Below are 12,112 nucleotides of genomic sequence, written 5' to 3'. Positions count from 1 at the left end.
TGATTATATGAAAAATGTAGTAGGAGTAGTATTAAAAAAAGAACTTTTAGATTTATTTAGAGATAAGAAAACACTAATATTAAGTATATTAATTCCAATACTTCTTTTACCTGTAATGTCTTTTGTTATTGGTAAAATGGCTAAATCCGATAATGACCAAGTGGAAAATAACCTTAAAATAGCAATAGAAGATCAAGGAAATAGTAGTTTTGCTGAGTTCATAAAGTCTCATAAAAACGTTAAGATAATAGACTCTAAAAATATTGATGAGGATATAAAAGAAGGAGATGTATATCTACAGATTAAAATTCCAAAAGGATTTGATGAAAACATCTCAAAGGATTCTAGTGAAAAAATAGAATTAAAGTATGATAACTCAAGTAATAATGCAATGACAACTGTATCAATGATTAAAAATTATATAGATGAATATTCAAAACAAATAGTTTCAAAACGACTTGAAAAAAAGAATATAGACAAGTCCCTATTAACTCCAATTAATATTGTAGATAATGTAATTGGAGATGAAAAAGATGGTTTTGGAAAATTAATGGCTTCAATGATGATTCCATTACTTTTAATGATCTATAGTGCAACAAGTACAATTGGAGCAGCGGTAGATCTTGGAGCAGGAGAGAAAGAAAGAGGGACCCTTGAACCACTTCTTACAACAAAAGCTTCAAGGGCGTCTTTACTTGTTGGAAAATTTCTTGCAATAACAGTAATGGGTATATTGACCTCCTGTGCTTATTTGACTGGAATAATGATGACAATGAAGCAACCTAATGGAATGTTTGGAGATGCAGGATTAAACTTAGGACCAGCCACTTTAGTTCTTGTTATGATTTTACCTATTTTATATACAATGGTATTTGGAGCACTGCAACTTGCCATTAGTATTTATGCAAAATCATTTAAAGAAGCTCAAACCTATTTAAGTCCTATAACTATTGTATCCATGGTATTAATTTATATGGTTATGATGAAAGACCCTAAAAACATAGGACTTATTTATTTTAATATACCTCTTACAAATGGAGTATGTCTTATGAAAGAATTTTTAGCTGGAATTTATAATTATACTCATATAGCAATAACCTTTGGATGGATAGCTTTTTATATAGTTGCATCTATTTCATTTGCAAGATATATGTTCTCAAAAGAAGAAGTTATATTTAGAACATAATAAAATTTATATAAAACTAATAAAAGCTAACAAAGTATTAGATTGCTTTGTTAGCTTTTTTGTGCTTAAAGACATTAATTAAAGTTACAACAAGTGTAAATGAACAATAAACAATTGGAACTATGTTCTCTATATACTTCTCTATTAAATAATTTTATTTAATTCCATATTAAAATATATTTATTTGGTTTTATACTAAAATTACTTTTTTTATATTGCTTTAATGTTACAATGGTATTAAATGGGGGGAGATATATGAAAAAATCAATTAAAAGTCTATTTATATGTATCCTAATGTTTTCTTTTTTAGTGGCTTTACTTGGATGTAATTCTTCAAAGGAAGATGAGTACTCAAAAATCCAAGATGAATATTCAATTAAAAGCCAAGAATTTAAAAAAAATTTAGATGAAATTATTTCTTCACGCATTGTAGAATATAGCAAATCATATGAAGTTTTGGGAGATTTATCATTTGAATCCCATAAAGTATATGATATGGAGACTAAAGAAGATAAATTGTATATATATCTTACATCTTTTATATCAGATTTTACTTTTGAAGGTGACAAGATAAAAACAAGATTTGTTGATTGTGTTCCAGTACGCTTAATTTTAAATAGTGATGACTATAAATTTGTAGATTATAGTATCCCAGCGGAGGGAATGGATTTTGATGAAGCATTAAAAGATTTATTTCCAGAAAAGTACCATAAGGTAGTTAAAAAATATAGAGACGATTATCATAAATTATATACTGAAAACAAAAGTAAGTTAATAAATTGGTTGAAAGAAAATCGGAAGAATGAAGATTTAGTAATAGAGGATATTTAATATATATAATTTTATTTTTTTATATAATGATTATCATTGCAAAATAGTATTTTAAATTTAATTTGTTGGGAGGAATTTTTATGGGAGAAGTACTCTTTAACTCTGCAATGGTGTTTTTTATAACAATACCTACTATTGTTTTTATTTTTGCATTGATACTTAAAAGTTTTATTAAAAATAAGTTCTGGGTTTTAGGCATTATTTTTGCTGTGCAAGTGGTATTATACTATGGATATAGCTTAATTGTATGCCATATGAAAATACAAGATGTACATTTAGATTATATAAAAGGCATTATTTTGTTTACATTAATTTTTGGCTCTTTAGGTATAGCTTTATCAAACTTCTTGAAGGAGAAAAGTATAGTAAATAAAAATAAAAGGAGACTTAGCTAGTGAAATGGGTGTAACTAGGCAAACCATTAGTGCTATGAAAATAACAAATATAACCCAACATTAGAATTAGCAATGAAACTTGCAAAATTTTCAACAATTTATATAAATATATGAACAGACTAAGGAGTAGGTGCATAACGTAAAAGTATACACCATAAATATAGAAAAATATTTATAAAAAGTTTTATGGACAAAGATAATAAAGAATGTAATAGAATTAATATATATGCTCAAAATGTATATTTGAATTCTCATTTATAAACTTTTGCTTAAAAATAAAAAAGAGGTGAAGAATTAATGGAAACGAATAATATGAATATGGAAGAGTTAATGGAAATGAACAATTCTGTTGAATGTAGTGACAGAAGAAAAGATAAGAATGATAAATGTCCAAACTGTGGTAAAGTTAATATATTCACTAAGAATGTTTATCTAGATATAAATTGTTGTTCAAATAGACGTTAATCTCATTATAGTTTAAATAAATTATTCAGAGGTAGCAGTTAGTTACCTCTTTTTATTTCAAAAAATTTATAATATACTTACAGTATTTATTTTGTATCTTTTTTAGTTTTGGTAGCTTGGGGATTAGATTCTACACCTATAGATTGAAAGAAAGTGGTATAATATAACTAGAGATAAGGAAACCATAAAAAACAAAGGGGGAAATAAAAACATGAGTAATGAAGTAAGAACAATAGATTGGATAGATGGAGAAATGTGTCAAAAAATGGACACTGCAATTTTAAAAGAAATGTTTGGAAAAGATTTAGAATGGGATGAAATCGAGAACATAAAAAGTTATTCTTGTGGACAAAAGCTTGAAGTAAATTATAAGAATGGGGAAACTCATGCTTATACCAATTCTTTTGGTACGTACAGTAGGAAAGAATAGTAATCGTAGTAGAATATTTAAAGATAAAGAGGGTTGTATCAAAATAGAATTTTGATACAACTCCTTTTAATATTATATTTTATTTGAATGTTAGTGGTAAAATATAATTACCCAATTAGTGGAAAGAAAGAAGCATCCAACAATATTAGATTCTTATAAAGAATATATTATTGAACCATAGGTTCATAAAAATCAGTTTCTATTATATTATAAATGATACAATAAGAATGTAAGAACCCATTGAAATATCAATGGGTTTATGATATTTTTAGTTTTAAGTACTATTGATTTTGCAGTAAGCTAAACAATTGGAATCCTTGTAGAGGAATGCTTAAAAAATAAGGAGATGAGCAAATGAAGTTATTGATAGTAGAAGATGAAAAACAGCTTTTGGAATCCATAGCGGAAGGACTACGGTTATCCGGATATGTTGTGGATATAGCCGAAAATGGAAAAGAAGCTGAGGAGATGTGCTTTGTTGAAGATTATGATTTAGTAATATTGGATATCAATTTACCTCTAATGGATGGATTTTCCGTTTTAAAAAGTATTAGAGAACACAATAAGACAGTAAATATAATTATGCTGACGGCAAAAAGCGATGTTGAGGATAGAGTTCTCGGGCTGGATTTGGGTGCTAATGATTATATGATCAAACCTTTTCATTTTGAAGAATTGGAAGCTAGAATCAGGTCCTTACTCCGACGAAAAACCGTACAGCAAGATGCAGTCATTGTATGCGGGCCTATAAAGTTTGACACCAATAGCAGAACTGTTCAAATTCATGATGAAAATTTCAAATTGACTAAAAAAGAAACCACTATTTTGGAGTATTTGATACTTAATAAAAGCAGGATAGTCAGTCAAGAGGAAATATTGGATCATGTGTGGGGTGATAGTGTAGATTTTTTAAGCAATACAGTAAGGGTGCATATGTCGACCTTACGAAGAAAACTCAAAGATAAGGCAGGTTGTAATATTATCAAGAACGTAATTGGAGAGGGATATATCATTGATGAATAAAAATAATTATGAGAATAAATCCTATGATGGAAGTTTTTCAAAGAAAATAAAAAATTCTATTGTTGTAAAACTTATGGTTACCATTATCATCATATTTATAGGTATGATGACGTTATCGAATTTTATGATCAATATATGTGTAAATAATTATTTTCAAGAATTTGATGTAGAAATAGAGAATATTTTTCAGACGGCTAATCATGATGATTTATATTTACTGATTAATGAAGCACAAGTTAAATCTACACTAGAGTTTAGATTATACATTATTTTGATCATGTTGTTCACGGTACTCATTGGATGTTTCTTTTTATATTTTATCATTTCACATATGATGAAGCCTTTGAAAAGCTTGGCGGAACAGGTTTCAGAAATAGACATCCACAATATTGAAGATTTAAACCAGGAGATAGTAGCAATAAAAGGCGGATATGAAATTGAAGATCTTGCCCATACTTTCAATGTGACACTGAAAAAATTGTATTTAGATTACGAAAGTCAGAAAAAATTCAGCTCCAACGTTGCACATGAACTGAGAACTCCATTGGCAGTGCTTTACTCAAAGATCGATGTATTTGGCAAAAAAAGTGAGAGAAATATAGAAGAATATGAAGAACTTATCACATCTTTGAAATTCAACATTGAGAGATTGGCAGACCTGGTGAGTAAAATTTTGCTTCTTACTAAAAAAAGTAACAATATTAAGTTGATAAATGTATGTCTAAAGGACATAGTAGAAGAGATTGTATTTGACCTTGAGGGAATAGCTGAGGAAAAAAGTGTAACTGCAACCATAACTGGTGACAACATCAGTATGTGTACCGATGATGGATTGATTCAAAGGGTCTTGTTTAATCTCATAGAAAATGCTATCAAATACAATGTAAATAATGGAAAAGTCAATATAAATTTATCAAAAAATGATACGGATACAATAATTGAAATAGCGGATACGGGAATTGGAATTACCGATGAACATAAAGAAAAAGTTTTTGACATATTTTATAGGGTTGAGCAGTCGAGAAATCGAGCTTTGGGTGGATATGGAATTGGACTTGCTTTGGTTGAAAGTATCGTAAAAGTTCTTGGAGGAAAAATATTTATCAGAGATAATAAGCCACAAGGTACGATATTTGTGTTAAGTTTTCAGAATATAGATAGCAAAATGTACAGTGGAAGTTTAAACTAATTACATCAACTTTTATCAAAAATAAATTTTCTTTACATAAATTTTATATTGATAATGATATACTAGTTTCGGAAAGGAGGGGAATGAAAGATGATAATAACGAAAAATAAAAAGATAATAACACCCAGTGCATTGTTGGTTGCCATAACATTCATCATAATCGGAGTGCATAGAGGTGAAGTGAATACGGTTTTTGCAAAAGCCATTAGATTGTGTTTGGAGTGTGTTGGAATTGGATAGGAAAAGAAATATTATACAGGCCTTTTCAACCTTCATTACCAATATACACTTTCCGAATTTTTTGAAAGGGGTTTTGTATAATGGTCAAATAAAGCGAGTGTGCGTACCGGGATTAAATTGTTATTCCTGTCCGGCAGCTACGGGGGCTTGCCCTATAGGCTCCTTTCAGGCTGTAGTAGGTTCTTCAAAATTCAGTTTTTCCTACTATATAACAGGAATATTGATACTGTTCGGCGTCCTTTTGGGCAGATTTATATGTGGTTTTTTCTGTCCGTTTGGGTGGTTTCAGGATTTGTTGTACAAGATACCCTTTAAGAAATTCAGTACTAAAAAATTGAAACTATTAACTTATCTGAAGTATCTGATGTTATTTGTGGGCGTAGGGCTTTTACCTATTTTGATAACCAATAATGTGGGTATGGGTTCGCCGTTCTTTTGTAAATATGTTTGTCCCCAAGGAATATTGGAAGGTGGAATTCCGTTATCCATAGCAAACAAAGGAATTAGAAGTTCCTTAGGAGCGTTGTTTGCATTAAAAAGCATTATTTTAGTAATGGTTATACTGCTAAGTATCATGTTTTATAGGCCCTTTTGCAAATGGATATGTCCATTAGGAGCATTTTATTCGTTTTTCAACAAGATATCCTTGTACAGCTATGACTTTAATAAAGATAATTGTGTGAATTGTGGTAAATGTAGAAGAGTCTGCAAGATGGACGTGGATATTACTAAAAGCACCACTCACAATGAGTGTATACGTTGCGGAGAATGTATAAAGGTTTGTCCTACAAAGGCCATCAGTACCTTTTGGGGTTATGAAAAAAGAAATAGCTCAACAAAAATTATTGGAAAATACAAAAATATTTAAAAACACTTGAAGTTAGTTGTTTTAGCAACAGCTTATGACTAAGTGAAATGAAAGGAAGAATAATATGAAAAAGAGAATGAAGAAAATAATTTTATTGGCAGTTTTTGTGATTACAATTATATCTTTAGTGGGATGTAGTTCTGACAAGAAAGACAATACATCCCAAAATAGCAAATCAATTCAATCCACATCGAATGCAAAGGTTTTTCCTAAGTTTCAAGGGGAAGATTTTGAAGGAAATACTGTAGATGAAAAAGTTTTTAGTAAACATCCTGTAACAGTGGTAAATTTGTGGTTTGCCGGTTGTAAGGCTTGTGTGGATGAAATGCCTGACCTTGAAAAAATGAGTGCTGAATTTCAGAAAAAAAATGTGAAGATGTTAGGGATAGATATAGATTCAACTGACGATAAAGAAGAAGTAAAAAAACTTTTAAAAGCAAAAGGTGTGACATACCAAAATTTGATGCTTAAATCCGATAAAGAGATTGATGAATTTTTGTCTAAAATTTCAGCGTTTCCTACAACATTTCTGATAAATAGTAAAGGAGAAATAGTAGGGGAAGCAATTGAAGGGGTAATAAATAGTCCGAAAAGAATTGAAGAGATTAACCGAAAAATTGATGAAATAATAGGACAAGATAAATAAAATTATAAAATTTTATTAAATAACCATTTATATGGAATGTTTAAAAAGGAAACCCTTCTTGTTCATGGTTGTTTGGTCACTTTCATTTAAACACAAGGAGGGTTTCTTTTTCATTATTAAATTTTATTTAAATCCACGTCCTATTTGAGGGACATAAATACCTTTATGGGAATTTGAATTAAAATTCACACCATCCTTTTCTAAATGTGAAACCTGTTCTGGAAATGCTCCAGGTTTACTCAAATCTTTTATGAATTTATCAATAAGATCCTTTGTAACATGAGGCATAATATATATGTGCGAATATGCTCTTTTTTCTCCATTAACATATAATATTTCTCCTGATAGTGAGTATTTAAATACAATGTCGGGATTAGCTTCTTTAAATCTAATTGTTAGAGATTTAGATGAATATTCTACCCATAAATCTATACCTAACTTTTTAGAAAGCTCATTTAGTTTTTCTACTGTATATTTTGCAGTATCCTGACAATCAAGTATCATGTTTTTGCAATCCTCATAGGAATGAGTAGCTATATAGTACCATAAAATAAGGGAAGAGAAAGCATTTCTAGAACCTGCGAAGGTGCTATCTGGAGATCCAATGTAGTTTGGATTATCTGGTGGAAGAAGTTGATACTTTATTTTAGACATATATATTCCACAAGGCCAAGGTACTCCAATCCATTTATGACCACTCATTGATATAGAATGAACATCTTTTAATCTAAAATCAAAAACTGGGAAATCTTCATTGTCAGTAGTCATTTCTAAAAATGGCATGTAAGCAGCTCCCAATGCTCCATCTACATGAAACCAGAAACCTGTTCTAGTATCTGAATTTTTATTATTTTTGTCAAAAATAATTTCTCTTTCGTATAAGTTATATTTTTTTAATATAGGCACTAATTCATCAATAGCTTTTTCAACATTATCATAAGAACCTTTAAAGGTAGTTCCATAGTTGAAGTTTACGAATATAGGATATCCTTTACTTGCAAATGCTTCTACTAGTTTCTTCAAAGCAGGTATGAAAACTGATCCATCATTATTTGAGGGAACTTCAAAGGGCCATCCATTTTCATCTAAGTAATTAATTGAAAACCCCTTTGGGTAATCCTCTGGATATTTTAATGGGCATTCAAATTTACCACTTCCAGCCTCATTAAAGGTTGTGAAGTTAAGAATTCTCATTCCTTTTATAATAGAATAATGAGTATCCTGTGAGTAAAAGGCAATAGGTGTATACATATTAGGATTATCTTCTAAGGATTTTGCCTGATAGTTTAAAACTCTTGGTTCTACAGATTGAGGATTTCCATTAATACTTGCAGACTTTGCTCGCTTATGTGTACTTGTGTCAAGTAAGAGTGCTTTTCCAGATAAATAATCACGAGCATTCCATATCCCAAAGAAGTTAGCTTCTGTACTTCCCATGGAAACTACATATCCCCAGTAGCTATTTTTCCAATCATTTGTATTAGAATCACCCTTGGATTCATGGGGCCATTGTGCATTCCAAAGAGAAGCGAAATAATCAAGAACAGCACGTTCTAAAAACTTTGTGTTTACCGTGAAGTTTCCTGATACAAATGGGTCTCCTATATTATTCATATGAACATTTAAATATTCTTTTAAATCCTTCATATAATTAAAGCTTTGATTAATTTGATACCCTAGAAAATTTATTTGTTGATTAGATATATAATTGTGTAATTCTTCTAAAGCATCATTAATTTGTTTTGAAGTCATCTTATCTTCCGAAAGTTTGAATTTATCATAATCTATTCCTGGAACTTTTGGATAAACTGTATTAGGATCTTTTGTAGGTTGTGTCATTGGATTTTTCATTTTAAATCACCCTTTCTATAAGTATATTGGTAAGTAGTGTAAAAACTACTTGTTTTACGTTTAAAAGGTTTACACCCTATATACATATGAATGTTTTGTATTTGATATTACTCTAGTTTTAATAAGCTTGTACAATTTGAAGTAAGATTTTTAGCGTAGTTTATTTGCTATCTTTACTGCTGGGTTCAAAGAAAAGCTTTTTAAGAATGATTTCAAGGGCTATGGAATAAGGTAAAACAAATCCTATTATTGATCCAAGAGTACCGGTTGTCTCTCCCAATAAATTAAAAAATATAATATCAAAGATTTTAGAAGATAGCATGCTTATTAATAATAAAATCATATTCAAGTATTCTCCTTAAAGAAATTTAATATTTATAATAATTACAATTTATATAATTTTATGATACCATTTAATGGAACATATCTCAATATTTTTGTGTAAGGTGGGGGAGTGAAAATGAAAAGATTTAAAAAGATTACAATTCTTGCGGTTGTACTAATTATACTAATTCTATCTAAATCTTTTATTGGTAAGGCTTATTATAAGAAAAATGCACCAGAGCATATAAAAAACTTTTCCAAAAAAGAGGCTTTAGAAGATTATGATTATATGTGGAATGTGCTTGAAAGAAATTATCCATGCTTTAATGTAATAGAGAGAAAACATGGGGTTACTATAAAGGATATAAAAAATGGATATCGTAAAAGAATAGAAAATAGAGAAAATGTAGATTTTAAATATTTTAATATGATACTAAATAAATCTATTAATAAATTTTCAAATGTAGGGCATTTATATGTAATGGATTTTAATTTCTATATAATGTTACGGGGCACTTTTGACGCTATAGGTAAAAATGAAATTGGTGGAATTGTTAAAAATAATTTTGAAATGGCAATCAACAAAAAAACTGAGGAAACCTATAAACATATTTATAATATAAGTTATGGAAAGAAAATATTAAAGAATTTAAATTTCACCAATATATCTAATAAATTATATGATAATAAAAACCTATCTTTTAAAGAAATTGATAAGGACACGGCATATATAAAAATCAATAACTTTTATCATTATAATATAGCAAATGATAAAGATAAGCTTATAAATTTCTATAGAAAGAATTCTGATAAGAAGAATTTAGTAATAGATTTAACTGAAAATAGAGGGGGGGCAGATAGTTATTGGATGACTAGTATAGTGGCACCTAATATTGATAAAGAGTTAAAATTATATAATCAATATGCACTATATAAAAATGGGGATATAGTAAATGATCAATGGGTGAAGAAACATGGAAATAATGAGTATAGAGAGATAACTAAAGATTTTTCAGAGGTGTTAAAGCTTTCTAAAATAAGAAAAGAAGATTTAAAGGATTTAAAATATCTTGAAATTTCTAAATCAATTCCATATAATGTTAAACCATCATCAAAGGAAAAATTATTTAAAGGAAAGATTTATGTTTTAGTTAGTGAACAGGTTCAATCATCAGGTGAAGACTTTGTTGAATATTGTAAAAATACAAAATTTGCAACATTAATTGGTACAACTACTGGAGGAAATAGCCCTGCTATGAGTCCTGTTTATGATGTGCTTCCTAACAGTGGATTGATGCTTTCGTATCAAATAGATTATAAATTGAATCCAGATGGAACTTGTAATACTGAATTTGGACTACCTCCAGATATTGTAAGTAAAGAAAATGAAGAACCTTTGGATACTTTTAAGAGAGTAATTCTTGAGAAAAAGTTATAGGTTTGTTGTTTTATTCAATTAATTTCTTTTTTATATCATCATAATTTCCATTTAAATCTCTTAAAATTTTATTGTTTATTAATGAAGTTGGTGTAACAATTTTTATGGCATCGTCCTTTGGAGCATTAAGATGTGGTAATTTTTTAGGTGTCATACTATTTTTCTTAGTTTTTTTAGTTATTATTTTGTATATTCCTTGGTTACCTCCTATAGGTACATAGGAATCTGTTATATCTATTCCTTTTCTTAAAAACATCAATAGTTTTTCATTTTTCATTGGAGGTTCTTCACTTTCCAACCCTTCTGTTTGTACTACTGTTATTTCTTTAAGGGTTGGATTTCCTTTCATAACATCTAATATTTTCACAGTAGTTTTTCTCATTTTTATACCTTTATAATCTATTAATTCAAACTTATCTGTTCCTTCTACTTCAACTATGATATCTGATTTAGCTTTTAATTCTTTTAATCCATCTATCTCCATATATGAAGCTGATGCTTTGGGTTTTATAGGTTCATTAACTTTACTTGGTGGTGTTGATAGTGCACTATTAGTATTAATAACACCTGTTAGGGCTAGTATTACACTAATTTTTTTAATCATTTATTTCACCTCTTCATTATATCTATTTTTAAGTAAAGTAGTAACATCATCAGTAATGGTTCTATAATTTACTGGAGTAAATCCATAAGATATGCTATTTTTGTTCCTGGAATCATTTATTCCCCATATGTGAACAAATTCATGAGTTGTAACGGCATCTCTTTGCCAATCTGTAAGCTCTGCAGATGAATTTAATTCAATAGTTTTTGGTTCTAAACCTATAGGTGCATAAGTAGAACCAGACCATGTAGCATCAGGCCAATAATTAGATGTAACAACTATATTAGCTAAATCCTCAGAAGTTCCATAATAACAAGATATATCAGCTGGATTAATATTTATTTCATTCATTGCAAAATCCACATGACCTTTCCAATCAAGATCACCATGTTGATGGTATATTAATTGTTTTTCTGTGCTGTCTCCTTTTTCAAAACCCCAAGTATTGTCCATTGTTGCTTTAGATGGATATGCTGCAAATACACTTGTATTAATTAGTACCAATAATAGAACTGTGAAAGATACATTTGCAAACACTTTCTTTTTAGTTTTAATCATTAGAAATCCCCCCTATAATTGTAATTAATTACTATTATACTATGATAATTAATTTGTTTCAAAC

The 12,112-nt window shown here is 29.1% G+C and carries 15 protein-coding genes and 1 pseudogene; 12 read left to right on the top strand and 4 right to left on the bottom strand.

Annotated elements, in window-relative coordinates; genetic code table 11:
* Nucleotides 1–7: 7 nt before the first annotated feature.
* From B5D21_RS06920 to B5D21_RS06880, 11 genes and pseudogenes are all read left to right on the top strand, one after another.
* Complete coding sequence (locus B5D21_RS06920; RefSeq protein ID WP_011099702.1) at nt 8–1,186, top strand: ABC transporter permease; 1,179 nt, start codon at nt 8–10, stop codon at nt 1,184–1,186.
* Nucleotides 1,187–1,441: 255 nt separating this feature from the next.
* Entirely contained in the window at nt 1,442–2,017 is a 576-nt protein-coding gene (locus tag B5D21_RS06915; protein WP_035125163.1) for a hypothetical protein, read from the top strand.
* 80 nt (nt 2,018–2,097) lie between these two features.
* Nucleotides 2,098–2,412: a hypothetical protein gene (locus B5D21_RS06910; protein WP_035109682.1), complete on the top strand. Its 315-nt coding sequence runs from the start codon at nt 2,098–2,100 to the stop codon at nt 2,410–2,412.
* Nucleotides 2,402–2,526, top strand: a pseudogene (locus B5D21_RS14260) (helix-turn-helix transcriptional regulator); the annotation flags it as partial. The gene B5D21_RS06910 and the pseudogene B5D21_RS14260, both read left to right, overlap by 11 nt.
* A gap of 183 nt (nt 2,527–2,709) precedes the next feature.
* Nucleotides 2,710–2,877, top strand: a complete 168-nt coding sequence (locus B5D21_RS14150) for a hypothetical protein (RefSeq protein ID WP_023438428.1) — start codon at nt 2,710–2,712, stop codon at nt 2,875–2,877.
* Between the two features lie 211 nt (nt 2,878–3,088).
* Nucleotides 3,089–3,307 carry a hypothetical protein gene (locus B5D21_RS06905; protein ID WP_023438427.1) on the top strand — a complete coding sequence of 73 codons (219 nt, stop codon included), beginning with the start codon at nt 3,089–3,091 and terminating at the stop codon, nt 3,305–3,307.
* Nucleotides 3,308–3,661: 354 nt separating this feature from the next.
* Nucleotides 3,662–4,330 (top strand): response regulator transcription factor, encoded by a 669-nt coding sequence (locus B5D21_RS06900; protein WP_011099699.1) that lies wholly within the window; start codon nt 3,662–3,664, stop codon nt 4,328–4,330.
* A complete protein-coding gene (locus B5D21_RS06895; RefSeq protein ID WP_128993784.1) occupies nt 4,323–5,519 on the top strand; it encodes a sensor histidine kinase in 1,197 nt (398 codons plus the stop codon). The genes B5D21_RS06900 and B5D21_RS06895 overlap by 8 nt, the downstream gene beginning before the upstream one ends.
* 96 nt (nt 5,520–5,615) lie before the next feature.
* Nucleotides 5,616–5,759, top strand: coding sequence for a CD1871A family CXXC motif-containing protein (locus B5D21_RS06890; RefSeq protein ID WP_396336556.1), 144 nt, complete (start codon nt 5,616–5,618; stop codon nt 5,757–5,759).
* A complete protein-coding gene (locus B5D21_RS06885; protein ID WP_011099697.1) occupies nt 5,713–6,627 on the top strand; it encodes a 4Fe-4S binding protein in 915 nt (304 codons plus the stop codon). Before B5D21_RS06890 ends, B5D21_RS06885 begins: the two co-directional genes overlap by 47 nt.
* A 64-nt stretch (nt 6,628–6,691) precedes the next feature.
* Nucleotides 6,692–7,273: a TlpA family protein disulfide reductase gene (locus B5D21_RS06880; protein WP_011099696.1), complete on the top strand. Its 582-nt coding sequence runs from the start codon at nt 6,692–6,694 to the stop codon at nt 7,271–7,273.
* 123 nt (nt 7,274–7,396) lie between these two features.
* Here B5D21_RS06880 and B5D21_RS06875 read toward each other — a convergent pair whose 3' ends face one another.
* Entirely contained in the window at nt 7,397–9,124 is a 1,728-nt protein-coding gene (locus B5D21_RS06875) for a pyridoxal-dependent decarboxylase (RefSeq protein WP_011099695.1), read from the bottom strand.
* 160 nt (nt 9,125–9,284) lie between these two features.
* Entirely contained in the window at nt 9,285–9,467 is a 183-nt protein-coding gene (locus B5D21_RS06870; RefSeq protein WP_023438420.1) for a hypothetical protein, read from the bottom strand.
* Nucleotides 9,468–9,584: 117 nt separating this feature from the next.
* On the opposite strand from B5D21_RS06870, the gene B5D21_RS06865 reads away from it, so the two are divergent.
* Entirely contained in the window at nt 9,585–10,886 is a 1,302-nt protein-coding gene (locus B5D21_RS06865) for a S41 family peptidase (RefSeq protein WP_035125168.1), read from the top strand.
* A 10-nt stretch (nt 10,887–10,896) separates the two neighbouring features.
* Here B5D21_RS06865 and B5D21_RS06860 read toward each other — a convergent pair whose 3' ends face one another.
* Together B5D21_RS06860 and B5D21_RS06855 are read right to left on the bottom strand one after the other, a co-directional pair.
* Nucleotides 10,897–11,490, bottom strand: a complete 594-nt coding sequence (locus B5D21_RS06860) for a hypothetical protein (RefSeq protein ID WP_011099693.1) — start codon at nt 11,488–11,490, stop codon at nt 10,897–10,899.
* A complete protein-coding gene (locus B5D21_RS06855) occupies nt 11,491–12,048 on the bottom strand; it encodes a hypothetical protein (protein ID WP_011099692.1) in 558 nt (185 codons plus the stop codon).
* Nucleotides 12,049–12,112 lie beyond the last annotated feature (64 nt).

The organism is Clostridium tetani (assembly GCF_900167265.1).
Lineage (GTDB): Bacteria > Bacillota > Clostridia > Clostridiales > Clostridiaceae > Clostridium_G > Clostridium_G tetani.
The sequence above is the reverse complement of the archived record's forward strand: the minus strand, read 5'-3'. Positions and strand labels throughout refer to the sequence as shown.